This window comes from Gilliamella sp. App6-5, assembly GCF_001690525.1.
Taxonomy (GTDB): domain Bacteria; phylum Pseudomonadota; class Gammaproteobacteria; order Enterobacterales; family Orbaceae; genus Gilliamella; species Gilliamella apicola_H.
Window position 1 is genome coordinate 1 of record NZ_LZGT01000021.1, and the last position, 1,710, is coordinate 1,710.

The window sequence follows — 1,710 nt, forward strand, 5'->3', positions numbered from 1 at the left end:
ATTGTTGGCTTAAGCCGTTGTGCTTACTATTATCAACCTAAGTTACAGGATGATTCAGTGATTATTTCGGTGTTGAATGCTGTCACAGACCGGCATTTACGCTGGGGTTTTCCTAAATGTTTTAATCGTATCAGAAAGCTCGGCTATCAATGGAATCATAAACGGGTATATCGGGTGTATTGTGAATTAAAGCTTAATCTCAGGGTAAAGCGTAAAAAACGCATTCCTCCACGATGCCCGGAAAGGTTATTAGTCCCCAATAAACAAGGTGAATGTTGGTCAATGGATTTTATGAGTGACAGTAGTCGTAATCAACGTCGCTTTAGGACATTCAATGTCATCGATGACTTTAATCGTGAGGCGTTAGGGATTGATATTGCAGTAAGCTTACCAGCAGGAAGGATTACCCGTTACTTAGATAAACTGGCTGAATATCATGGGTATCCATTAAAAATACGCGTCGATAATGGACCAGAATTTACAGGAAAAACCTTTATAAACTGGGCTAAATCACATGATATAGCCATTGATTATATCCAGCCCGGTAGCCCATATCAAAACGGGTACATTGTGTAACTATCCCCTAAAATAGTACAGCAAAAAAGTAGAAAATTCTCCATGATAAAAGTAAAAGAGGATTTAATTATGAAAAAAATGACTGAACATCAAATCGTCGCTATTTTAAAAGAAGCAGAGGCAGGTATTCCCGTTAAAGAACTGTGCCGTAAATATGGCATGGGTAATTCAACTTTCTATAAATGGCGAGAAAAATACGGCGGAATGGAAACGTCGGATATCAAACGCTTAAAAGAGCTGGAGGCTGAAAACCGTAAGCTTAAACAGATGTTTGCCGAACTGAGCTTAAAATCCCAGCTTCAGGAAGAAATCATAAAAAAGCTTTAGTGCCCACAAAGGTACGTAAAATGTGGGCACAGCAACTACAACAAAATCATTCAGTTACTATTGCTATGAGTTGTGCCATTGTTGGCTTAAGCCGTTGTGCTTACTATTATCAACCTAAGTTACAGGATGATTCAGTGATTATTTCGGTGTTGAATGCTGTCACAGACCGGCATTTACGCTGGGGTTTTCCTAAATGTTTTAATCGTATCAGAAAGCTCGGCTATCAATGGAATCATAAACGGGTATATCGGGTGTATTGTGAATTAAAGCTTAATCTCAGGGTAAAGCGTAAAAAACGCATTCCTCCACGATGCCCGGAAAGGTTATTAGTCCCCAATAAACAAGGTGAATGTTGGTCAATGGATTTTATGAGTGACAGTAGTCGTAATCAACGTCGCTTTAGGACATTCAATGTCATCGATGACTTTAATCGTGAGGCGTTAGGGATTGATATTGCAGTAAGCTTACCAGCAGGAAGGATTACCCGTTACTTAGATAAACTGGCTGAATATCATGGGTATCCATTAAAAATACGCGTCGATAATGGACCAGAATTTACAGGAAAAACCTTTATAAACTGGGCTAAATCACATGATATAGCCATTGATTATATAGCGCCCGGTAGCCCATATCAAAACGGGTACATTGAACGATTTAATCGCACCTATCGTACTGAAGTACTCGATTTATATCTTTTTAACAACTTAGCACAAGCAAGGAGAATAACCGAAGAATGGTTAACGATTTATAACACCGAAAGACCGCATGAGGCATTAAATAACATCGGTTTATCTGCAACACCTTTAA

General features: G+C 38.9%; 2 protein-coding genes. Both read left to right on the forward strand.

Translation table 11 applies throughout. The features are described from left to right. On the forward strand, positions 1 to 576 hold a 576-nt coding region (locus A9G24_RS02835), incomplete at its 5' end, for a DDE-type integrase/transposase/recombinase (protein ID WP_065637680.1). A 69-nt stretch (positions 577 to 645) separates the two neighbouring features. Continuing rightward, positions 646 to 1,710 (forward strand): IS3 family transposase gene (locus A9G24_RS02845; RefSeq protein ID WP_442902749.1). Its coding sequence is split into 2 segments (ribosomal slippage), with 1,066 coding nucleotides annotated over them: positions 646 to 889 and positions 889 to 1,710; the frame shifts between segments, so codons are not numbered across the junction. This gene is flagged as partial in the annotation.